Annotated in this window: 22 protein-coding genes and 1 riboswitch; of the genes, 3 read left to right on the plus strand and 19 right to left on the minus strand. The window is 32.1% G+C overall.

Annotated features, from left to right (window positions below; genetic code table 11):
* Positions 1-35: 35 nt before the first annotated feature.
* Positions 36-335, minus strand: coding sequence for a putative quinol monooxygenase (locus H0I26_RS13165; RefSeq protein ID WP_218699513.1), 300 nt, complete (start codon positions 333-335; stop codon positions 36-38).
* Positions 336-521: 186 nt separating this feature from the next.
* Between H0I26_RS13165 and H0I26_RS13170 the strand changes: the two genes are divergently transcribed.
* Together H0I26_RS13170 and H0I26_RS13175 are read left to right on the plus strand one after the other, a co-directional pair.
* Complete coding sequence (locus tag H0I26_RS13170; RefSeq protein WP_218699514.1) at positions 522-1418, plus strand: AraC family transcriptional regulator; 897 nt, start codon at positions 522-524, stop codon at positions 1416-1418.
* A 583-nt stretch (positions 1419-2001) separates the two neighbouring features.
* Positions 2002-2739, plus strand: a complete 738-nt coding sequence (locus tag H0I26_RS13175; protein WP_101018653.1) for a hypothetical protein — start codon at positions 2002-2004, stop codon at positions 2737-2739.
* 69 nt (positions 2740-2808) lie between these two features.
* Here the strand turns inward: H0I26_RS13175 and H0I26_RS13180 are convergent, their stop codons facing one another.
* From H0I26_RS13180 to H0I26_RS13230, 11 genes are all read right to left on the minus strand, one after another.
* Positions 2809-3402 carry a DUF6515 family protein gene (locus H0I26_RS13180; protein ID WP_101018654.1) on the minus strand — a complete coding sequence of 198 codons (594 nt, stop codon included), beginning with the start codon at positions 3400-3402 and terminating at the stop codon, positions 2809-2811.
* A 188-nt stretch (positions 3403-3590) separates the two neighbouring features.
* Positions 3591-3887, minus strand: a complete 297-nt coding sequence (locus tag H0I26_RS13185) for a hypothetical protein (protein ID WP_218699515.1) — start codon at positions 3885-3887, stop codon at positions 3591-3593.
* Positions 3888-4016: 129 nt separating this feature from the next.
* Positions 4017-4745 carry a LytR/AlgR family response regulator transcription factor gene (locus H0I26_RS13190; RefSeq protein WP_218699516.1) on the minus strand — a complete coding sequence of 243 codons (729 nt, stop codon included), beginning with the start codon at positions 4743-4745 and terminating at the stop codon, positions 4017-4019.
* Between the two features lie 33 nt (positions 4746-4778).
* On the minus strand, positions 4779-5795 hold the full coding sequence (locus H0I26_RS13195; RefSeq protein WP_218699517.1) for a hypothetical protein: 1017 nt from the start codon (positions 5793-5795) through the stop codon (positions 4779-4781).
* 13 nt (positions 5796-5808) lie between these two features.
* Positions 5809-6408, minus strand: a complete 600-nt coding sequence (locus H0I26_RS13200) for a YbhB/YbcL family Raf kinase inhibitor-like protein (RefSeq protein WP_218699518.1) — start codon at positions 6406-6408, stop codon at positions 5809-5811.
* Positions 6405-7730: a YHYH protein gene (locus tag H0I26_RS13205; protein WP_218699519.1), complete on the minus strand. Its 1326-nt coding sequence runs from the start codon at positions 7728-7730 to the stop codon at positions 6405-6407. The genes H0I26_RS13200 and H0I26_RS13205 overlap by 4 nt, the downstream gene beginning before the upstream one ends.
* A 16-nt stretch (positions 7731-7746) precedes the next feature.
* Positions 7747-8784, minus strand: a complete 1038-nt coding sequence (locus tag H0I26_RS13210) for a sensor histidine kinase (RefSeq protein ID WP_218699520.1) — start codon at positions 8782-8784, stop codon at positions 7747-7749.
* A 46-nt stretch (positions 8785-8830) separates the two neighbouring features.
* A complete protein-coding gene (locus tag H0I26_RS13215) occupies positions 8831-10051 on the minus strand; it encodes an ABC transporter permease (RefSeq protein ID WP_101018660.1) in 1221 nt (406 codons plus the stop codon).
* An 89-nt stretch (positions 10052-10140) separates the two neighbouring features.
* Positions 10141-10884: an ABC transporter ATP-binding protein gene (locus H0I26_RS13220; RefSeq protein WP_101018661.1), complete on the minus strand. Its 744-nt coding sequence runs from the start codon at positions 10882-10884 to the stop codon at positions 10141-10143.
* 6 nt (positions 10885-10890) lie between these two features.
* Positions 10891-12096: an efflux RND transporter periplasmic adaptor subunit gene (locus H0I26_RS13225; RefSeq protein ID WP_218699521.1), complete on the minus strand. Its 1206-nt coding sequence runs from the start codon at positions 12094-12096 to the stop codon at positions 10891-10893.
* 101 nt (positions 12097-12197) lie between these two features.
* Complete coding sequence (locus H0I26_RS13230) at positions 12198-13529, minus strand: TolC family protein (RefSeq protein ID WP_218699522.1); 1332 nt, start codon at positions 13527-13529, stop codon at positions 12198-12200.
* Positions 13530-13794: 265 nt separating this feature from the next.
* Positions 13795-13892, plus strand: a riboswitch (SAM-I-IV-variant riboswitch).
* A 48-nt stretch (positions 13893-13940) separates the two neighbouring features.
* Between H0I26_RS13230 and H0I26_RS13235 the strand changes: the two genes are divergently transcribed.
* Positions 13941-15251, plus strand: a complete 1311-nt coding sequence (locus tag H0I26_RS13235; RefSeq protein WP_218699523.1) for a Na+/H+ antiporter NhaC family protein — start codon at positions 13941-13943, stop codon at positions 15249-15251.
* 85 nt (positions 15252-15336) lie between these two features.
* Here the strand turns inward: H0I26_RS13235 and H0I26_RS13240 are convergent, their stop codons facing one another.
* The 7 genes from H0I26_RS13240 to H0I26_RS13270 form a co-directional block, all read right to left on the minus strand.
* Positions 15337-16395 carry an NAD(P)-dependent alcohol dehydrogenase gene (locus tag H0I26_RS13240; protein ID WP_218699524.1) on the minus strand — a complete coding sequence of 353 codons (1059 nt, stop codon included), beginning with the start codon at positions 16393-16395 and terminating at the stop codon, positions 15337-15339.
* The gene (locus tag H0I26_RS13245) at positions 16395-16823 is read right to left on the minus strand and encodes an OsmC family protein (protein ID WP_218699525.1); all 429 of its coding nucleotides are present in this window, start codon (positions 16821-16823) and stop codon (positions 16395-16397) included. The genes H0I26_RS13240 and H0I26_RS13245 overlap by 1 nt, the downstream gene beginning before the upstream one ends.
* A gap of 26 nt (positions 16824-16849) precedes the next feature.
* Positions 16850-17944 carry an alkene reductase gene (locus tag H0I26_RS13250; protein WP_218699526.1) on the minus strand — a complete coding sequence of 365 codons (1095 nt, stop codon included), beginning with the start codon at positions 17942-17944 and terminating at the stop codon, positions 16850-16852.
* 84 nt (positions 17945-18028) lie between these two features.
* Positions 18029-18547: a Crp/Fnr family transcriptional regulator gene (locus H0I26_RS13255; protein WP_232735075.1), complete on the minus strand. Its 519-nt coding sequence runs from the start codon at positions 18545-18547 to the stop codon at positions 18029-18031.
* Between the two features lie 265 nt (positions 18548-18812).
* Positions 18813-19232, minus strand: a complete 420-nt coding sequence (locus H0I26_RS13260) for a hypothetical protein (protein WP_101018668.1) — start codon at positions 19230-19232, stop codon at positions 18813-18815.
* A 124-nt stretch (positions 19233-19356) separates the two neighbouring features.
* Positions 19357-20004, minus strand: coding sequence for a response regulator transcription factor (locus H0I26_RS13265; RefSeq protein ID WP_101018669.1), 648 nt, complete (start codon positions 20002-20004; stop codon positions 19357-19359).
* A gap of 4 nt (positions 20005-20008) precedes the next feature.
* A complete protein-coding gene (locus H0I26_RS13270; RefSeq protein ID WP_218699527.1) occupies positions 20009-21865 on the minus strand; it encodes an ATP-binding protein in 1857 nt (618 codons plus the stop codon).
* Between the last annotated feature and the right edge of the window lie 19 nt (positions 21866-21884).

Below are 21884 nucleotides of genomic sequence, written 5' to 3' on the forward strand. Positions count from 1 at the left end.
AATCCCTATTAAATAATTTATAACTGTATACTTTTCTAATTTACCGTTTCTGTCATTTCATTTAAAATAAACTCGTCAACCTTGCCTTCTGTTACTTTTAAATAATGCGCTAAATATTTATTACCCATATGTTTTTGCCATAACTCACGATTCACCCATTTTTCATGAAACATGAAGAAGTTTGGATTATCATTATCCTGATGTAGATCATAGCTTATATTACCTTCCTCTGCTCTAGTCACATCTAAAAGTTTTAATAGTTCTGCTTTTACAAACGCTCTATGTTCCTCTTTTACTAAAATTCTTGCAACAATTGTTAAATACGATTTCTTCATAAGTATAATATTTAAATGGATTTAAGATTAGTCTCAAATACAATACAAAGGTATGGTTGAACTGAACCCTTTTAATGTACTTTAAATGGATATTAATGTATAAATAAAGGTTATGAGTATAAAAAATCAGGTTGTTATTTCTTTTTTCTCTAAATTTGAATAGAAATTGTAAAAAATCAGACAGAAATGCAAGTAATTGAAGCTTTTAAACCTTTCGAAATACAAGAAATAGAATTAATAGATTGGAAACAACGCCCTGTTAAAAACAACTTTTTTGAATTGGTTTTAGTTAAAAACGGTACAGGAACGCAATGTATTAACTACAACGAGCACGCCTATAATAAAGGCAGCATCTTTTTGTTACCACCTTTAAAATGCCACTCATTTACAATAGCGCAACCTACACAATTTGTGTTTTTAAAATTCACAGATTCATTCTTTAAAAACATAAATCGCATTACTATTGATAGAAATGAATGGTTTAAAGAAGCTTCTTATATCTTATCAAATTACAACCAATTACCAGGAGATATTATTAAGAATGATGTAGATAGAAACCATATAGAAAGCTTAATAAGTATGATTTTGCAAGAATCTAGAAACTACGGAGAATCGTCTATAAACCTTGTGACAAGCCTAATGACTAGCATTCTTGAAATACTAATTAGGAACGTAAAAAAAGGGAGCTATTTTGAATTACCTAAAAATAATTCGGATGATAGAATTACAAAAATGTTAACTTATATTAATGAAAATATTGATAAAACAGAGTTGCTTAAAGTCGAAAATCTGTCCGATGTCTTTATGATGTCTCCAACTTATGTTAGCGAGTTTTTTAAAAAACAAGTTAATATGCCTTTACGTGAATATATTATTAAAGCGAAGCTCAAATTAGTAGAAATAAGACTACTAAACTCTGATTTTACATTAACTCAAATTGCTGACGAGTTAGGGTTTACAGATGTTAGTCATTTATCTAAAACGTTTAGACGTTACGCTGGAACATCTATACGTGAATTTAAAAATAATGGAGAGTATATGTTACTAAAAAGAGGTGTTTGCGCGTCGAGTAACAAGGCGTGATAAGGTACCAAAACCACCAACTATGCCAATCACCTTGTTTAGCATCTTATCCTTTTCATATTTTACTAATAAACACAAAACGCGAGTGTTTATCTAAGACTAGCTTTTAAAAATTTAATAAATAAAATAATAATTTTAGTTTCAAATCTTATTGCATTAATCATTCACTGGCAAAAGAAGATTTAGCGTACACAAAAAACAGTAGATTGGTTACGTTTTTATTTATATAAATTTTAAATGGAGTGCTATATACATTTAGCCCTAAAAAACACACCACATTAATACCGACACGTAAACACTTGTTTTACAACTGATTAAATAACTGTTCATCGTAAAACAAGTTAAATTACAACAAACAAAGGACTAAAAATATTTTATATTCGATATTGCTAACAAGTAACTCTTTAAACCCAAAATAACTGAAACATCAAATGATGTACAGTACTATAAAAACCAAGATTAATAGTGTTATTCAAATTAAATAAACCGATATTATAGATTGATTCTAATCACAATTAATCGTTTTTTAGAAAACAATTAATTATATTGTAGAGGTAGAATTGCCCTACACAACTTAGTAAAAATGACAAAAAACAAATTAAAATCATTATTTTTTTTAAAGAAATGTAATGTTTTTGATGTCTTCTTTTTTATCACATTTTTAACGTCTTTGATTATAACTATTACACTAGAAAAAGAAGACCTACTTTACAGCTCTCCACTAGTAATTGTTTCTATCATTTTAAAATATGTAACTAATCGTCATAAAAAATCAGAACCACTATTTTTACTGGCAATGCTAGCTTTTCTATGTATTAATATTTTAACTTTTTATTCTTTTCACGACTATTTTAATATCATATCTCTTTTAACATCAGGATACTTAATACTATTCACCTTGCTCCTTAAAAAGTATCTAATTAAAAGCAAATTAAAATCCCTACTTTCTTTATCTGTTATTATAGGTATTGCTCTTGTTGGTTATCTAATTTATGCTGTTGTAGATTTATTAATAGGCCAAATCCCTGACAACAATCTCATTTTTGTTTTTGTATGTGCTTTATGCTTATTTATTTATGCCTTTACCTTTGCTGTCATCTATATAAATGATAATTACGCCAATGGTATCATCTTATTAACTTCAGGTATTGCAACTATATTTAACTTGGGATTATCACCTATAAATGAATATTTTTTTTACACCAGGACATTCACGGTCGTAATACTCATTTGCCATTATATGTCACTATATCTTTTTATGAAGTTTATTACTGAAACTAAAGTTATAGAAGCAAAAGATATAAAACCTAATTATTTCTAAATAAAAAAGGGATAATTATATAATTACCCCCTTTTCCATTATTAAAAATCAACCAAAAAATTTAATAATTTAATCCATATCTATAATTCCAACAACTTCATAAGCTCTTGTTCCATTGACTTGTACTTTTTCGTATAACACATTAGCATACTCATAATACGTTTGATCATTCAAAACCACTTTTTCATAATCTTCTGGCAACTCATAAACAACTGTTCCCACTTCTGGCTCAACAACTTCATATTCATTGTTTACTTGCGTATAAAATATACCGCTTACGTTAAAATAATTATGATTGTTGAAACGCACCCTTTTATGGTTTGCTGGTAACACTTGTATTCTGAACCCTACTTTTGGTGCTATAACAATATAGCGTCCTCTTGATTGGGTATAAAATTTATTTTTAGAATAATAATAGTTATGCCCTTTGTGATTAATAACCGTTCTGTTTGGCACAGTTCTAACAGCCACTACTTTCTTTTTAGGCGTTTTATAAGTGACCTTATGACTAGGCACTCTTACGGCAACCGTTCGTTTTGTCACCGCTTTAGTTGTCTTTGTTGTTTTTTCTTTTGTATCACGTCTGTTTTGAGCTGATACTTGTACTGTCAACGCTAATAAAAAAGCAACTGGCAACACATATGTTTTGATAAGTGTTTTCATAATTAATTGTTTTAAGGTGTAACTCTATAACAATACTTTGACTCTATATTGTTTCAATAGTTTAAATATAGAAGGAATAAATTTTCAAAAAAATAGAAATAGACCAATACTTAAATTGTATCTACTAAAACGATGATTTTGTAGACCATATTATTCAACCTTATATCGTAATTATAATAAAAACACTATTACAGCAACCTTGACAAACCTGTTAATTCCGTAATATCTATTCTTGAGTTTCTATCCGCATCTAAAACTCTAAAATGTTCTGCAATTGATCCAATAGCTTCAGTAGAACTAATGGATTTATCTTTATTAGAATCTAACAAACTAAAAAGACTTACAATTTGTTGTACTGAAGAGCTTGAGTTTAATGAGCTCAATAATACTGTTGCTTCTGACAAATTTGATGTACTTACGTTTTTAACGCTATTACAACTAAATAAACTTATTATTATAACTAATGATAGTGTGATTTTTTTCATAACTAATTGAGGTTTTATGTTGTTACAAAGGTACTCAGAGCATTAGCTATTCTCAGAAATATTAGCCGAGTGAAGCGCTCCAACCTTTCAAATACAGGAAGATATAGATGAATAGATAGTTATTTTGCTTTAAAGTGAATTATTATTTACAAATTCCAAAAAAGCAGGCTTATACTGCTCAGAAACCGTAATACGTTGATCATTGATAATAATTTGACTACGCTCAATAACTTCTATGTTTTTTAACGATACAATAAAAGAACGGTGCACACGTAAAAACTGAGTTTCTGGGAGTTCTTCTTGCAAAGATTTTAAGCTCATTAAGGTTAAAATAGGCTTCGGGTTATCCTTTAACCAAATTTTAATATAATCCTTCAGGCCTTCAAAATATAAGACATCAGACAGCTTAATTCGTAATTGTTTGTATTCTGATTTTACAAAAAGAAATTCTTTTGCTTCGGAAACTTCGTTTTGTGGTTTTCCTTTTAACAACGAGAAATAATGATTTGCTTTATTGGCTGCTGCTAGAAACTCAGCATAATCAAAAGGTTTTAATAAATAGTCCAAAGCTTCGACTTTAAAACCTTCTAGAGCATATTGATCAAAAGCAGTTGTAAAAACCACACGTGTTTCTTTTGGAAGCATTTTAGAAAACTCTATGCCTGTTAAATCTGGCATTTGTATGTCTAAAAACAACAAATCAACAGGCTGTTCTTTTATAAACTCCATTGCTTCAATCGCACTGCTACATTTTTGTTTTAGTTGTAAAAACGGTGTTTTATTTACATAACTTTCTACTAAATTAAGCGCCATAGGCTCATCATCTACAATAACACAAGATATTTTTATATTGCTCATACGTTTGGTTTATATATTAAAAGTAGTCCTAACTTATTTTACAGTGTATCGAACAATAACCTCATTATCTAAAATAACATTTGTTGACCATATAAATTGAGCGTCTACTGTACTATCATCAAAAATATTTGTAAAATTAGTGTAAGAAGGCTTATTATCTACACCTATAGTATTGTTTGTAAACTCGGTAGCATTAGGCCATTTGGTATCATCAAAATCTGCAGATTGCCAATTTGAAGGTGTTTTCCAATGTAAGGCGTAATATGATGTGCCATCATTAGAATCTTCTGTACTGCATGTTTCACTTAATCTTAAAGTCCCTTCTTCACTAGCACAAGATAAATCTCTTAAAGGTGCTGTATAAAATGTTTGCGCTTTCCAATCAGCATTTGTTGTCGCAATTATAGCTCCTTTAGCATCTTTAAAAACAGCGACCATACCGCCATCTCCTGGATGAAATGCTTGGCCTCTATTGGCTTCAGAGCCTAAGCCACTATTCTCTTCCCAATCTACCAATTTCATGGCAATTGTAAAAGGTGTATTTACCTTAAATCGAACAATGTTAGAATTAAACTGCGTAAACGGCACATTATCCTTACCTACAGGAGTTCCGTTAATATACATTTCAAAATAGTTATCGGCAAATACATAGGCTGTAACTATTTCACCATCGGCATCAACCTCAATAATATCTGTTCCGTCTAATGCTGCTAAAGCTTCGTCTGCCGATCTATATTCTACTTTTGTACATGGATTAAACAAATCTGATGCAAAAGGAAAACTATCATCAGTAAAATTTACTTCTGCAGGAACTGTCCATTTACTACCATCTGTTGCAGTAGATGTACCAATTGGCGCTTCTCTACCTCTATCACATTCAAATATATTTTCAATTAACACTGTCGCTGGTCCTTGAGATACAGATGCTGTACCTTTATATATTTCTAAATTTTCTGGTGTTGTTTTTTTTCCGTTTTCACCATTTTTACAAGCTATAATTGTAAAACAGGCTAAAACAAGCAGTAGTGTCGTATTTTTTAAGTGTATCATTTTATGATTGTTTTTAATTAGAGTCTATAAATGTTAAAGTCGTTCTATCTACAATATCCACAGTAGCCAATGCATCCATAAACACATTATAGTCAACATTTAAACTGTGTTCTTTTGGTAAAGCAGCAGGTGTTTCTGACAAGGCATAAAGTGCAATAGTGTATTCGTGTTTACCTTTTCCATGAGAACAAGGTGATGTGTATGATATTGCTGTTCCATCCTTATTAGATCCCATAAACCAATTGCCTTTAGATGCCATTTTATATGGTATTTCTGTTGTTTCAGGATCTATATCCCACAACAATAGATAGGAATTAATTTCTGTTTTATTATCTTTTTTCGGATAATGATACATCACAACTGCCAACGACTTAGTGCCTTCTGGAACATTTTCCCACGACAATGGAATGGAGTTTTCAATAGCATTTACCTTTTTCTCACATTTGTAAGCATTTAATAAAACACCATTCTCTATAGCAATACTCTTTAGTTTAAAATTGGAATGGATGGTTTTAAAATCATCATGATTTACGTTTGTAGTTGCTTTTTTATTGTTATTGCAAGACATTAAACTAATAAAAAAAATGGGTATTATTAATTTTGAATATTTCATTTTTCTCTTGGTTTATAGGTTTCAACAGTTGCTGTACCCTCAGGATTTATAAATTGATAGCTGTAATTATCTTCATTGTCCCATTTGTAATTTATTATATGTTCTTCCGAATCTAAACTGTACGTTAACGCATATGAATTTTCTCCTAAAGTTTTAAAACCAATAATTTCAGCACCTCGTAGAGGTCTTAAAGCCGGTCTTAATTCTTGTGTTCTAGGTTGTGGATATACTTGATTTTCTGGCGCTTTTGTTTTTGGGTCTAATATCACTTCACCTCTCATACCAGCAATTAAATAAGGATATTCTTTAATAGTGTGATATTGATAAGAGCCATCTGCGTTTGTCTTTCCTAAATATTCATCTAAAACATCAGTTGTTTCTCCATAAACAGGAAAACCATCTACAGCATAAGCAACTGGATTGCCAGCGCCTACTTGATCTTGCAAGTGCAATGGTGATAAATGGTAATGATAATCGTCTGCCCGACCACAATGACCGCCCCAATTATCTAATTCTCCAATAAAATTAGCATCTTCACCTCTATTGTTTAAAGGATTAAAAATAGGAATTCCATTTACCGCAACTGCAATCGCGCCTTTTAGTAAATTGGTTTTGGTAGATAATGGCTGTTCTGCCATTTTTGGGTGTGTAGGTATCGCCCAACTATTATCACCCGTGTAATTTTGATTAATAGGCACTTGTTGTTGCCAATTTGTAATACCAACCATCATGTCATGATCTGGTAACCCATTTGATGAAATATACAGATAGTTGTCGTCTGTATGTGTTGTAACACCGTCAAATTTTTCAAAAAAGGATTGCATCAATGTCACATTATTTGCTGGTACTTGCGCCGTAATAGCTTTAGTTGTACTCGTGTTTTTGCACGACACCACCAAAAGCAAAACAACACCAAGTGCACCGTGGGTTAAGTACACCGCTTTTTTTTGTTTTATCAGTTTAAAAACAGAAAAGAGTAAAAGAAAGACACCTAAAGTAATAAGCCCTATATTAAAACTAGATTTTGATTTAGAATCCGTTTTGACAGCAACATTACTATTTAAAGAAGCGATTAATTCACTTTTAGTTTTAATGTATTTTTGATTTGCTTCGGAAAAGTCTGAAATTTGAAAAGTTTGAACAGTATGGTTGCCATCCATAAGCCAAACTTGATCATTTTCATATTTTATAAAATCAGCATGAATTGTTTTATTAGTACTTGTTAATTCCCATTGTTTTAAAGGAGTTCCATGTCCATGCTCATGCGCATAAAGAGTACTGCACAGTATTAAAAAAAAGAAAAATATAGACGTATTTTTCATGAGATTAGTATTAAAATTAATTGGTTTCAATTTTTAAAGTGACTAAAAAGTGGTCATCTTTTAAAATAGTTTTAAAGCTGAATTTATCCGAATACAATAATTCTAAACGTTTTTCCAAATTCTGAAGTCCTATACCAGAACCACTTTTATCATCAGTTTTCTTTGGGAAATTATGGTTTTCAACTGAAAACAAAACAGTATTATCATCACAAGTCATATTAATATCAATAGTACTTGGTTTAGTCGCCGAAACACCATGTTTAAACGCATTTTCGATTAATGAAATAAATAATAATGGTGCTATTTGAATACCAGTTTCTTTAATAGGAAAGCTATAGCTAACACTTGTTTTATCGGACACTCTTAGCTTCATTAAATCGATATACTTTTTAAGAAAATCGATTTCTTTACTAAGCGGAACCACTTCTAAATTAGTCTCATACAGCATATAACGCATTAACTTACTTAAACTGTGAATCGAAGATTTTGCTTGATCTGGCGAAATATCAACTAAAGAATAAATGTTATTTAAAGAATTAAAAAAGAAATGTGGCTGCAATTGATAATGCAAATGCTGTAACTCCGACTTCAATTTAAAATTAGCTGCTTCCTTACGTTCTGCTTCTGTTTTAGCCCAACGTTTTGTTGATTTTAATGCTACTGAAAAGAATAAAGGTGCTAAATATGATAACAATTGTATATACATTGCCATTTTAAATGGAGGTTCTGTTCTCTCGGTATTTGCGAGACGCTTTTTTAAAATATCTTGAAAATAGTTATCTTCAATATATTCTTTTAAAAACAAGAACAATCCTATCAATGCAATATTAACCGCTATAAATAATAACGTTTTTTTAGGAAACAAAAAACGATCTATCAACACAAAATAGTTGAAGTAAAAGATAATAGCCGAAAAGAACAAAGGAATCCAAAAATGTGCTTTAACTCTATCTAACTCTTGATCTTGATTATAAGATAACAAGTAAGGCAAACTAAATAATGTTAGCCAAACTAGCAGATGTAAAAAGATGGTTATGTTTTTATTCTTGTACATTAGTTCTTTAATTCAGTTTAATATATTGATTTAAGTTAACAAGTAATTACTCGTAACGCAACGCGGTTATAGGATCTAAAGCCGATGCTTTTCTAGCTGGATACCATCCAAAAAAGATACCTGTTACAGCACATACTGCAAAAGAAATGACTATAGAATACATAGCCACGCTTGTAGGCCAATTTAAGAATTTTTCTATGAACACCGTTGCTCCAAGCCCCAATAATACACCTAGAACTCCACCTGTTATGCTTATTAAAATGGCTTCTATTAAAAATTGCATTAAAATATCGGAGCCCTTTCCTCCTACAGCCATACGTAACCCAATCTCTTTTGTACGTTCTTTTACGGAAACATACATGATATTCATAATCCCAATTCCTCCAATTAATAAAGAGATACTAGCTACCGCAACTAGCAGTATTGTTAGCATTTCACTAGTTGAACTGAAGGTTGAAATTAACTCTTCCATAGAACGCACAGTAAAATCGTCTGTATCACTATCGGTTAATTTGTGTTGTTCTCTTAAAATTTTAGAGACTTCTAAAACAGCATTTGGCGCATCTTCCTCACTAATAGCAGATGACATAATCTGATTTAAATGATCGATAGCCAAAATACGTTTTTGCACCGTTGTATAAGGTGCAATGACTACATCGTCTTGATCTTGACCAAAGGTGTTCTCTCCTTTTTCTTCTAAAACACCTATGACTTTAAACGGAATATTATTAAAACGAATCATTTGCCCTACAGGCTCTTGACCATCAGGAAATATATTATCTACAACCGTTTGACCTATTACAGCCACTTTAGATGCTGTTTGAACCTCAGCATCTGTAAACATACTCCCACTTTGTAAATCGACCACTTTGATGTTTAAATACTCAGGATTAACACCGTAAATCGAGGATGGCCAGTTGCTAGACCCATTAATAACTTGTCCTTTACCTTCTACCACTGGCGTGCTATAACTTAGTAAAGTCGATTGCGCTTTAATGGCTTTATAATCACTTAAAGTCAGCGATTCCATAACACTTGCCTCTTGCCTTACACCGCCTCGTGTGTCCGCACCTGCTTTTATCGTTATCATATTAGACCCCATACTTGATATGGTAGTCCGAATGCTCTCTTTTGAGCCTTCTCCAATAGCTAACATCGCAATAACAGAAGCCACACCTATAATAATCCCAAGCATCGTTAATAAGGTTCTTGTTTTATTAAGAATGATGGCTTTTGTTGCGATTTTAAATAAATTTAATAGTCTCATCTGTTTATATTTATTGTTTTTTTAAGGTCAAATGGAATGCCACAATTACATATAAATTCATATTAGAATTTTGATATGGCATTTCAAAATTAACCGTCTTGTTTAGGTAATTTAGCCAATTCATTTGCTGCAGATTGAATGTTATGATTCTCATAATCCTGCATCACTTCACCATCTTTTAACACAATAGTTCTGCTGCTAAATGTAGCTATATCTGGCTCGTGCGTAACAAATGTGATTGTAATCCCTTGTTTGTTCAACTCCTGAAATAACGCCATTATCTCATACGACGTTCTTGTATCTAAATTCCCTGTGGCTTCATCAGCTAAAATCATTACTGGATTATTAACCAACGATCTGGCAATAGCCACACGTTGTTGTTGTCCTCCCGAAAGCTGCGAAGGTGTATGATGTAAACGTTCTCCTAATCCTACTTTCTCTAAAGCTTCAATAGCACGTCTTCTACGTTCTTCTGTAGATACTTTACTGTTATATAACAGTGGTAATTCTACGTTTTCAATAGCCGATGTTCTAGCTAATAAATTATAAGATTGAAAAATGAATCCAATTTTCTCGTTTCGAATAGTTGCCAATTCATTTCTAGATAAATCTTTCACTCGAACACCATCAATTTCATAGGTTCCAGACGTTGGTTGATCTAAACATCCTAAAATGTTAAGCATGGTACTTTTTCCTGAACCACTTGATCCCATAATAGTGACAAATTCCCCTTCTTTAATATCAAACGAAATACCTCTTAATGCATGAACCGTCTCGGTTCCCATGGTAAACTCTCGTTTTAAATCTTCTATTTTTATGATTGCTTTACTCATGATTATTTATTTTTTCCTGTTACCTCCTGGTTTTTGTGGCATAAACGGACTTTCGCTTTTAGCGGAAACACTGGCCTCCGATTTTGAAACGCCTTTTAAACTATACACAAGTTTATCTCCTTCTGAAACGCCACTTAATACTTGTACATTTACACCATCACTTGCGCCAAGTGTTACTGCTTTAGGTGAAATAGACCCGCTACTTTCCAATACCCAAAGTGTTGTTCCTTCTTTAGTTCTTTCAGTGTTATTAGCTTCTAATTGGTGTTGTAAATTATAGCTTGCAAAGACTTCTTTTTCTGGTTTAAAGTTGATGGCTTTAGCTTCCGCAGTTAATACATCATTTAATTCTAATGTGTAAATTGAAATAGTTGCTGTTAATCCTGGCTTCAGTTTTAAATCTGGGTTATCTGCTTTAATTACAACGGTATACGTTACTACATTTGAAGTAACAGTTGGATCCAATCTTACTTGTGTTACTTCACCTTCAAAGGTTTCACCTAAGTAAGCATCGACTGTAAATGTGACGCGTTGTCCTTCTTTTACTTGTCCTATATCTGCCTCATCTACATCTGCCTCTACTTGCATTTCTTTTAAATCTTGAGCAATAGTAAATAGCGTTGGTGTACTTAAACTTGCTGCCACCGTTTGCCCTTCGTCAATAGCTCTAGATAAAACCACACCATCGATAGGCGAATAAATATTTGCATAACCTAAATTAGTTCTGGCTTGTTGTAAATCTGAATAACGTTGCGTCACCGTTCCTTTTGCTGTTTGATAGTTGAAAGTCGCATCATCAAAATCTGATTTACTGATCACTTGATTATCAAATAACGTTTTCTGTCTGTCGTAAATCGTTTGTGTGTAGTTTCTTTGGCTAACCGCATTATCGTACGCTGCTTGTGCTTGCGTTTTTGCTGCATTTAAATTGGTTTTATCCAATTCTGCTATTAATTGTCCTTCCGTAACCACACTGTTATAATCCACATATATTTTTTCTACAACTCCAGACACTTGTGTACCAACCTCAACTTGCGTAATAGGCTCCATTGTACCTGTTGCAGTAACCATGGTGGTAACATTAGCCTTTTTAGCTAAAACGGTCTTAGCTTCAATTACAATAGCATCGTCTCCTTTTAATAATGCGTATCCTGCAATAGCGAGTACTACAAGTACAATGCTTACTATTATTATATTTTTTTTATTTTTCATGAGTTTATATATTTTGTTTTTTGTTCGGTCACATGGTGTTTCCAAATAATCATTTCCGTAGATATCGAATTTAAATTATGGAAGGTTCATAATGATATGGTTTAAAGTTTGATGTCGTTTCCTTGATAAAATTGTAATAATTGGTGGTATAAAATATTTAAGTATTTAGATTGTAAATAGTTTTGCTGCGCATTAGTAAAGGTGTTTTGACTAATCACTAAATCAGTTGTACTTAAACCTCCTAATTCATACTTTTTCTGTGCTAGTTTGTAAGACTGCTCTGCTGCTGTTTTAGAGGCATCGGCTGCAATGACTTGTTCTTGCGCAGACACTGCGTTTTGATACGCTGTTTCTACTTTTTTATAAACTTCTTTTTCTGTATTCTGTTTTTGAATCTCAGCTTTTTCAATATTTATTGATGCCGTTTTAACTGCTGCTTTAGTTTGATTTCTATTAAAAATTGGAATACTTAACGATAGTCCTATTTTCTGATTAAAATTAACATCAAACTGATCTGAAAACGTATTATCATTAATACTTGTGTAACCAGAACCAACGCTTCCGTTTAAAGACAACGTTGGTAAAAAACCACCTTTTGCGATGTCTAATTCTTTTTCGTTTGCAGCTATATTTAATTTACTAGCTTGTATCTCTGGTAAAAAACCAATAGCGTTATTGTATAACTGGTTTTTATCGATTTCTAGATTAATTAAATCCATGTTTTCATCAATGGTTTCAATCTCTAAATTTTCTAAAGGTGATAATTCTAATAACTGCTTTAACTGAATGATGTATTGTTGGTAATCGTTTTTAGAAGCAATAACGTTGTACTTGTTTGTAGCTGCTTGACTTTGTGCTTCAGTATAATCGCTTAATGCAATAGTACCAGCATCTAAACGTGCTTTTGCTCTTAGTACTTCTTTTTCTGAAGCTGCTAAATTGTTTTCCGCTATAGCGATGCTTTCTTTACTAAAAAGCGTTTGTAAATAGACTTCTAAAATATTTAACTCAATGTTATTCTTTTCTACTTCTTCCAAATACACACTTTGCTCTAACAGTAGTTTATTTTGTTTAATTTGATTGCTAATCTGATTGCCTTGAAACAAGGTCATAGAACTGTTTATACCAACATTAGTACTGTTTATTTGATCTGTAACATAACTACTAGTAATAGGATCAATAGTATTTCCGCTAGAAAAATTTTGAGACGCACTACCAAACAGGTTCGGCAATCTAGATGACTTTGCTTTACTGTAATCTATTTCGGCAATGCTTTTATTTAAAGCTGCATCTTTTATAGTAATGTTATTTTCTATGGCGTACGTGATACAATCTTCTAAAGACCACACCTTAGATGCTGTGTTAGTTGAAGCGTCTTGCGCAAAAGAAAACTGCACGAAGAATAGACTTGCTAGGATTAGATATAATTTCATTTTTTTGAGTGTTTTGATTTAACACTTCAAAGGTGTAACTATATATAATCTTATTATAAAGCGATAGACGTTTACGGCAATTGACTATACAAAACCCCGTTATTTATCGATGAGATTTTTTCTAGATAACGCAAAACTTGAAATTCGCGCTTTAATCTGCTATAACAAGTGCTAAATCATTAAACCTTAAGTTTTAAAATAGTATTAAAAATTAACATTTTTTAAGATATGCCTATTCGTTTATGCACTAATTTTGTGCTCTTAAATTAATTATCAAGAATCTCAAAAAAGGAGATAGCAACCTGCAATAACAAGCAAGGTGCTAAATAGATAAGCCAAGTATTTGGAACAAATGTTAACTCATATTTCTACTTACTAGCTGCTATATCCTTTTTAAAATGAAAAAGAAAAATGGCACAGTCAACTAAAATTATTCCAAAATTCTCAGCATTAATACCATTACTGGTCTTTGTTTTTACATTCCTAGGTGTTGGTATTTATCAAAACGATTTTTATGCGCTTCCTGCACCTATTGCTGTTATCGCAGGTATTATCGTCGCCTTTTTAATGTTTAAGCAATCCATTAATTCTAAAATTAAAACGCTTTTAAAAGGCTGTGGTGACGATAAAATTCTAACCATGTGTTTAATATATTTGTTAGCAGGTGCTTTCGCTGCCATTACTAAAGCGACAGGAAGTGTGGATGCTATTGTTAATCTTGGATTAGATTATATTTCCATACACTACATTTATTTTGGTGTTTTTATAATTGCAGGATTCCTATCTGTATCTACAGGTACTTCTGTAGGATCCATTGTTGCATTAGCTCCAATAGTTGTTGGATTTGCAGATAAAAGTAGTGTAGATCTTGGTATACTTTGTGGAGCCTTACTAGGTGGAAGTATGTTTGGAGACAACTTATCCGTTATTTCGGATACGACTATTGCCGCCACACAATCTTTAGGTTGTAAGATGAGTGATAAATTCAAACAGAACATCAAAATTGCTGTTCCAGCTGCTCTATTTACTGCTGCCATATTAATTTTTCAAGGTTTTGGTTTAAAAGCAGCTGAAACAGAAACAGTAGTTTACAGCTATTCTATAATTAAAATATTACCTTATTTATTAGTCATTATTTTATCTATAATCGGCGTTAATGTTTTTATAACGCTACTTCTTGGTGTTGTCTTTGGAGGGGTTTTAGGTGTTTTTTATGGTGATTTTACAATTATCGAGTCTACAAAAATCGCCTATACAGGTTTTACAAGTATGACAGAAATTTTCTTACTATCCTTACTTACTGGAGGTTTAGCTGCGTTAGTAAAGAAAAATGGTGGTATCGAATTTATACTAGTCAAAATAAAAACACTAATCAAGAATAAAAAGACGGCTCAATTTGGAATTGCAACGTTAGTCAGTACGACTAATATGGCCATTGCAAATAACACGGTATCTATTATAATTACTGGACCTATTGCAAAAACTATAAATGATGATTACCAATTAGATAATAAAAAGACAGCTTCTATTTTGGATATTTTTGCTTGTATCACACAAGGTCTTTTACCTTATGGTGCACAAGTTTTAATGATTTTAAGTTTTTCCAATGGGAAAATAGATTACTTAGACCTAGTTTCAAACACTTGGTATCTCTTACTCCTACTTATTTACACATTAGTATTTATAAGCTTTACCCCATTCCGCTTAAGCAAGACCACTTAATACTACTGTCACTTAATTTAACTGAAACAAAAACAGCATCTAATTATAATTAGATGCTGTTTTATTATTCACTGTATTTTAAGTATTATGCTTTAAGAGATTTCATGTCAATTACAAATCTATACTTAACATCATTACTTGTAACACGATCATAAGCAGTATTTATATCCTGCATATCTATCACCTCGATGTCACTAGTAATATTATGTTCTCCACAAAAATCTAACATCTCTTGCGTTTCTTTAATTCCACCAATTAAAGATCCTGCAATACGCTTACGTCCTCCAATGATACTTCCTCCATGAAACGGTTTTAAAGGCTCTACTGCCCCAACCAATACCATTGTAGCATCAATTTTAAGTAATCCTAAATAAGGGTCCATTTCATGACCAACAGGAATGGTGTTTAAGATAAAATCAAAACTACCTTGATGTGCTTTCATGGCCTCGGCATCCTTAGACACCAATACTTCGTGCGCGCCTAATCTTTTAGCATCTTTCCCTTTTTCTGGAGACGTTGTAATCATAACCACTTGAGCACCTAATGCATGTGCAAACTTCACACCCATATGCCCTAAGCCTCCTAAGCCAATAACGCCTACTTTATCTCCTTTTTTAACTTTCCAGTGACTTAAAGGCGACCAAGTTGTAATTCCTGCACATAATAAAGGGGCAGTTGCAGCCTCGTCTAAATTTTCAGGGATACGTAGTACAAATTTCTCATCTACAACTACAGACGTCGAATAGCCACCGTAAGTTTGCGCACCTTCAATATGCTTATCTGGACTGTTATACGTCCACGTTGTTCCTTTTTCGCAAAACTGCTCCAAATCTTGCTCACAAGAGGCACACGTTTGACAAGAATCCACTAAACAACCTACACCTACTCTGTCTCCTACTTTATATTTGGTAACCCCTGAACCAACTTCTAATACACGACCAATAATTTCGTGTCCAGGAACTACAGGATATGTAGACCCTTTCCAATCATTTCTTACGGTATGAATATCACTATGACATACACCACAAAACGTGATATCTATCTTTACATCATCTGTCCCAACTGTTCTTCGTTGAATATCTAACGGTTTTAAATCTTCGGTAGCTCCTGTTGCTCCATATGCTTTTACTGTTGTCGTTGCCATTATTTTGATTTCTTTAATGTTATTTTTAATTCTATTTCTGTATTTAGTGCTTTCGAAACAGGACAAACCGCTTTCGCTTTATGTGCTATTTGTTGAAATTGTTCTGCATCAATCTCTGGGACATCACCTACCAAATTTAGTGTGATTTTCGTAATCGCACCATCCTCAAAAGTAACGGTAGCATCAACATCCAAAGTAGTTGCTATAAAATTGCTTTCATTTAATAAAAAACTTAATTGCATAGCAAAACAACCTGCATGTGCCGCTCCTATTAATTCTTCTGGATTGGTTCCTTTTTCGCCATCCTCAAAGCGTGTATGAAATGAATAGTTTGTCTTATCTAAAACCTTACTTCCTGTCGTTAAGTTTCCTTGTCCATCTTTACCACTACCTTTCCATTCTGCGTTTGCTTTTCTTGTAAATTTCATGTTGTGTGTTTTAAATTAAACTATTATTATTTAGACGCCTTTGGGTAATCTGTATACCCTTTTACTCCTGTTGTGTAAAATGTCTCTTGATCCCACGCTGCTAAGTCTAAATTGTTTTCAAAACGTTCTACTAAATCAGGATTAGAAATAAATGGTTTTCCATACGCTACTAAATCGGCATCACCAGCTTCAATAACTTTATTTCCTTTGTCTTTATCAAATGCGGTATTAATCATTAAAGTCCCATTATATAAAGGTCTAAAATGTTTTGCAATTTCAGTTACCGCAAAAGGGACTTCAGAAACATCTGTAAAAGGTTCTGATAAATGTACGTATGCTAAATTGTAATCGTTTAATTTTTTAATAATATATTCAAATGTCGGAATCGTGTCTTCATCTAAAGTAATTCCAAACATACCGTGTAATGATGGATTAAAACGAACGCCAATTTTCTCCTGAGGAATAACAGCCTTCATAGCGTCTAAAACTTCAAAAAAGAAACGCGCTCTATTTTCGCTACTTCCTCCATACTCGTCCGTTCTCTTATTAGAGCAGCCATTAAAGAATTGTTGAAATAAATACCCGTTTGAAGAATGAATCTCTACGCCATCAAATCCCGCTTTTATGGCATTTGCGGCAGCATTCTGAAAATCTTTAACCGTTGTCTTAATATCTTCAAGAGTCATTTCCTTTGGCGTGACCGTATCTTTAAAGCCGCTTGGAGTAAATGATTGTGCATTAGGATTTATAGCAGAAGCCGATACCGGTAATTCGCCATTATGAAAATCGGGATGTGACATACGTCCAACGTGCCATAATTGAATAAATATTTTTCCGCCTCTATCATGTACACGCTTAGTTACTGTTTTCCATCCTTCGACTTGTGCCTCACTATAAATTCCAGGCGTATTTATATAACCCACAGCTTTCTCTGATACTTGAGAACCTTCTGTTATTAGTAATCCTGCAGAAGCGCGTTGCTCATAATATAAACCTTGCAACTCATCTGTTGCGACTTTACCTTCGTTATCAGCACGACCGCGCGTCATCGGTGCCATAACGACTCTATTATTAAGATTTAAATTGTTATTATAAGGCGTTAATAAGGGTTGAGTGCTCATTATTATGTTTTGTAAATTATTAATACTTACAAAGTTACATTACTAATACTGCATTACCATTGACCTATATCAATTAAGATAGATTTAACTTTTTATCTGTCGCCTAACTCTACTTAAATTTTCCGGAGTCACGCCTAAATAATTCGCGATATCATAATTTGGTACACGATCTTCTATTAACGGATATGAGTGACAAAACTCTAAATAACGCTGCTGCGTGTTTTTTTCTTGCGTAGACAAAATGCGTTTACTTTGAGAAATAAAGGCTTTTGTTATTAGTATTCTAAAATACCGTTCAAAAATTGGCGCTTCTTTATATAAATCTTGAAGACTATCATAGTTAATAGATAGTAACTGTGCGTCTTCAATAGCTTCGATATATAATTTTGCTGGTGCTTGATTGTAAAAGGCTTCAAAATCACCAATCCACCAATTCTCTACAGCAAACTGAATAATATGTCTATTCCCTCTATCATCTATATAATAAGCTTTTAAACACCCCTTAACAACAAAATACTCGTTTTTAACAGCAGTCCCTGGCTTTAATAAAAACTGGCCTTTAGACACGGAAACTTCGTTTAAAATGGCATTAATTTTTTGCATATCATTCTCGGTTGGATTGATATGTGTATTTATATGTTTTGTAATAGACTGATAGACCATATTACAAAGATGCTAAAAGGAATAGCATTTTACAATAGTAAAGGTATAGATTAAAACTATTTTTTAGAGCTACCAAAAGTCTTTTATGTATTGATCAAAACATACTATAAATAAAAAACCTGTCCAACTTAAAGCCGGACAGGTTATAAATACGCTACAACGCATTTTATTAGTTTAATATATTTTATAAATACCGACTTAAAGCTTACATAAAAGTTAATGAAGCTACAATCATCCAACCACCAACAATAAGACCGAATATCCCTAACTTTCCTAATTTTGGAGCTAATTTTACTCTTAAAGCTTCTGCTTTTTGTTGAGCAGCCTCGTTATTGCTTAAAATTAATTTATTAATCATTCCAAATCCTAACATGAAACCTAATACTGCTTGAACTAAACTTCCAGCTAAAAGTGTAATCCACCAGATTGGTAAACTTGTTAACCATCCAATGTTTAAAAATGCTGAAATAATACCCCAAATACCACCTAAACAAAAAATCAAACCAATCCAACCTTGGTAAGGTTCAATTTTATCTAATAATTCTTGTGCGTTAGGCTTTTTTGCTAAAATTAGCGATGGTACTGCGATGATACTTAAAAGGATTAATGTAATTCCGTAAATCATAATGTTTAATTTTTAGTTTATTATTTGTTATGGTGCAAAGTTGCATAGATTTCTAAATCTATTAGACACCAAATGTAGTGAAATTTACCTCCCTACTTTCAGGGATATCCAAAATAAACTTCAACTAATCCATTAGCCCTTTCTCGATAGCATAACGAGTTAACCCAGCAATGTTACGAACCTCTAGTTTTGAAATTAAATTTTTACGATAACTCTCTATTGTATGTGTACTTAAAAACAACTGAGAAGCAATTTCTTTAGTTGTAAACTCTTTAGCAATAAGTTTTAATACTTCTTTCTCTCTTTTAGTTAAAGAAATGTCAGGCTGAGATCTAGCGACAAACATTGCTTCCATAACAATATTTTTAATCCTAGGAGAAAAATAATTTTCTCCACTAAGAATAGTTTTTATTGCTTTTAATAATTCTGCTTTTTCAGCATTTTTAGACAAATATCCATTAGCCTCTGCATCAATTAAACTTTGTATTTTAATTGGCTCTTCTAACATACTAACCACTAAAGTTTTTACAGTAGAAAACTGTTCTTTAATTACTTTATTTAAAGCAATCCCATCCATCTCAGGCATGTTAATATCAGTAATGACTAAATCTATTTTTTCATCAGAATTAATCTCTAGATACTTAGCAACCTGTGTCCCTTTAGTTGCTGCTAAAACAATTGTTATATTTTGTTCTTCAGAAAGAATACTTCGTAACCCGTCTAAAAACATACTATGGTCGTCTGCGATAATTATGTTATACTGTTCTGTCATAAAATTAGTCTTGTTTTGGAATGCTTATTGTTATTACTGTACCTCTATTTAATGCGGAATCAATTGAAAGTTTACCATTAAATATTTTAACTCTATATTCTATATTTTGTATTCCGATTCCCTTGGTTGTCGTTTTTAATTCAAAACCAACACCATCATCTTCATACAAAATCTCAACACTATTCTCTTCTTGAAGGACACTGATTTGTAAGTCTATTTCGTTAGCACTAGCATGTTTAAAAGCATTAGTAATTAATTCTTTTACTATGTTTAAAATATTAGATTGCAATGTATAGCTCAAAGCATTAACCGCATTTTCCGGATACGCATCAAAATTAATAACTACTGTATTGTTTTGTTTTAATGTGGCAATATAATTTTTAACTAAAGCTGTAAAATTATTCTCTTTAAACTCATTAGGAATTAAACTGTGAGAGATATCTCTAACTTGTTGATACGTTTTTTCTAATTGCCCTAATAATGTGCCTACTTCAGGATTACTATCTAGAAGGTTATTCATTTGTAGTTTTATACCTGCAATATTACCGCCTATGCTATCATGCAACTCCCTAGCAATACGATCTCGTTCTTTATTTTGAACAACAATCGTATTCTTTACTAGTTCTAGTTCTTGAGTTTGTAGGATTGAAGTCATTTCTTTTTGACTCAATACCTCCTGTTGCTTCGCCAATAAACTTTGTGTTTGTAACTTCTGATAATACACGATTAATAATAATATTATCGGAATAAGTAAGATAAAAAAACCAATAAGAATAGCATATTTTATTGTCTTTTGATATTCTATTTCTCGTTCTTTATTGACTTTATCTTCTTGTAGAGTTAGTATCTTTTTTTCTTTATTTAAGGTTTCATATTTAAACTCAAAGTCTTTAATAAAGCGTTGGTTCTGGCTATTTATAACTTTATAATTTATTGCTGCTAATTTTGTTTTAAGATGATATGCATTTCTATAATCCTCTTTTGAAACATAAAGTTTTGTCAAAGCCCTAATAACCCTTTGTTCTAAATTTAACTGATTCCATTGTATAGCGTTAACATAGGCTGTACTCAGAATCATTTCAGCAACTTCATAGTCACCTTTAACATTATACACCTCGCCTTCATTTAAAGTAATAGCGATGTAAATATCGAAAAAACCTTCGTTTAAAGTTTGATTTTTAATTTCATAAAAAATAGACAAAGCTTCATCAAGCTGTCCTCTCATTCGTTTTAAACGACCTAAAATCGTTTTTAACCTCAAAAACACTTTAAGAGACTTCGCTTTATCTATGGACTGTAGTGTGTTTTTAATTAATTGTTCCGCTTTCTCAAATTGACCAGTATATATGTAATAATTAGAAAGCGTTGTTTTAAAATAAAGCAACATTTTTGGAGCTATACAAATAGGCTTTAACTCATCTAAAATAGCCTTAGACTTCTCTAATTCTTCTTTTAAAATATAAGTCTCTGCTAAAGCTAATTTAAACCGCTGAAATATTATACTATTCTCTTCTGCTAATGTAATCCCCTCTATAAAATAACCAATAGACTCATCTAAAAAACCCATACTTTGCGCTCCCAACCCTCTGTAATACAACGCCTTTAAATTATATTTATCTTTTAAAACAGTACTATTTTTTAGATTTAAAACTTCTTTTTTAATTTCTGTTCCATAATAAAAAAGAGAATCAGCATTATTAGATGGCAAAAATTGGACTGCAATACTATCCAAAAGAACAAGTCGATCATTAGGCGCTTTTGCCTTGCGTAAGCTTTTGTATAGTTGCTTACTTACAACTTCAGGCGTGTGCCCAAATATGGTAAAATTATTTTCATTTTGAGACCATAATAATGATGGCAAAACAAAAATAAAGAGGAGT

It is taken from the genome of Olleya sp. HaHaR_3_96 (genome assembly GCF_019278545.1).
GTDB lineage: Bacteria > Bacteroidota > Bacteroidia > Flavobacteriales > Flavobacteriaceae > Olleya.

Bases quoted from the DNA above. Each gene is read 5' to 3' on its own strand.
- H0I26_RS13165 (WP_218699513.1), bottom strand. From the start codon at position 335: ATGAAGAAATCGTATTTAACAATTGTTGCAAGAATTTTAGTAAAAGAG.
- H0I26_RS13170 (WP_218699514.1), top strand. From the start codon at position 522: ATGCAAGTAATTGAAGCTTTTAAACCTTTCGAAATACAAGAAATAGAA.
- H0I26_RS13175 (WP_101018653.1), top strand. From the start codon at position 2,002: ATGACAAAAAACAAATTAAAATCATTATTTTTTTTAAAGAAATGTAAT.
- H0I26_RS13180 (WP_101018654.1), bottom strand. From the start codon at position 3,402: ATGAAAACACTTATCAAAACATATGTGTTGCCAGTTGCTTTTTTATTA.
- H0I26_RS13185 (WP_218699515.1), bottom strand. From the start codon at position 3,887: ATGAAAAAAATCACACTATCATTAGTTATAATAATAAGTTTATTTAGT.
- H0I26_RS13190 (WP_218699516.1), bottom strand. From the start codon at position 4,745: ATGAGCAATATAAAAATATCTTGTGTTATTGTAGATGATGAGCCTATG.
- H0I26_RS13195 (WP_218699517.1), bottom strand. From the start codon at position 5,795: ATGATACACTTAAAAAATACGACACTACTGCTTGTTTTAGCCTGTTTT.
- H0I26_RS13200 (WP_218699518.1), bottom strand. From the start codon at position 6,408: ATGAAATATTCAAAATTAATAATACCCATTTTTTTTATTAGTTTAATG.
- H0I26_RS13205 (WP_218699519.1), bottom strand. From the start codon at position 7,730: ATGAAAAATACGTCTATATTTTTCTTTTTTTTAATACTGTGCAGTACT.
- H0I26_RS13210 (WP_218699520.1), bottom strand. From the start codon at position 8,784: ATGTACAAGAATAAAAACATAACCATCTTTTTACATCTGCTAGTTTGG.
- H0I26_RS13215 (WP_101018660.1), bottom strand. From the start codon at position 10,051: ATGAGACTATTAAATTTATTTAAAATCGCAACAAAAGCCATCATTCTT.
- H0I26_RS13220 (WP_101018661.1), bottom strand. From the start codon at position 10,884: ATGAGTAAAGCAATCATAAAAATAGAAGATTTAAAACGAGAGTTTACC.
- H0I26_RS13225 (WP_218699521.1), bottom strand. From the start codon at position 12,096: ATGAAAAATAAAAAAAATATAATAATAGTAAGCATTGTACTTGTAGTA.
- H0I26_RS13230 (WP_218699522.1), bottom strand. From the start codon at position 13,529: ATGAAATTATATCTAATCCTAGCAAGTCTATTCTTCGTGCAGTTTTCT.
- H0I26_RS13235 (WP_218699523.1), top strand. From the start codon at position 13,941: ATGGCACAGTCAACTAAAATTATTCCAAAATTCTCAGCATTAATACCA.
- H0I26_RS13240 (WP_218699524.1), bottom strand. From the start codon at position 16,395: ATGGCAACGACAACAGTAAAAGCATATGGAGCAACAGGAGCTACCGAA.
- H0I26_RS13245 (WP_218699525.1), bottom strand. From the start codon at position 16,823: ATGAAATTTACAAGAAAAGCAAACGCAGAATGGAAAGGTAGTGGTAAA.
- H0I26_RS13250 (WP_218699526.1), bottom strand. From the start codon at position 17,944: ATGAGCACTCAACCCTTATTAACGCCTTATAATAACAATTTAAATCTT.
- H0I26_RS13255 (WP_232735075.1), bottom strand. From the start codon at position 18,547: ATGCAAAAAATTAATGCCATTTTAAACGAAGTTTCCGTGTCTAAAGGC.
- H0I26_RS13260 (WP_101018668.1), bottom strand. From the start codon at position 19,232: ATGATTTACGGAATTACATTAATCCTTTTAAGTATCATCGCAGTACCA.
- H0I26_RS13265 (WP_101018669.1), bottom strand. From the start codon at position 20,004: ATGACAGAACAGTATAACATAATTATCGCAGACGACCATAGTATGTTT.